The sequence below is a fragment of the uncultured Virgibacillus sp. genome, from assembly GCF_947495635.1.
Taxonomy (GTDB): Bacteria; Bacillota; Bacilli; order Bacillales; family Amphibacillaceae; genus Virgibacillus; species Virgibacillus salarius.
This window is the reverse complement of sequence record NZ_CANMAB010000270.1, coordinates 1-204: the sequence shown is the minus strand read 5'-3', so window position 1 is coordinate 204 and position 204 is coordinate 1. Positions and strand designations below refer to the sequence as shown.

Annotated in this window: 1 pseudogene; it reads left to right on the top strand. The window is 36.3% G+C overall.

The window, feature by feature from the left end:
• Nucleotides 1–204, top strand: a pseudogene (locus tag Q1A47_RS20810) (IS5/IS1182 family transposase); the annotation flags it as partial.

The window sequence follows — 204 nt, the reverse complement described above, 5'->3', positions numbered from 1 at the left end:
AAACATTATACCATGAATCAAGTCGTTTTGCCTTTAGATTTTGAAATGAAATTACAAGAAAATGATATCGCCTATGCGGTTAACCATATTGTAGAACATATCCCAGAGGAATCATTTGTGGGATTTTTGCGTGAAACAGGTTGTCCTGCATACCATCCACGCATGATGATGAAGATTATCTTATGTGCCTATACACAGTCTGTT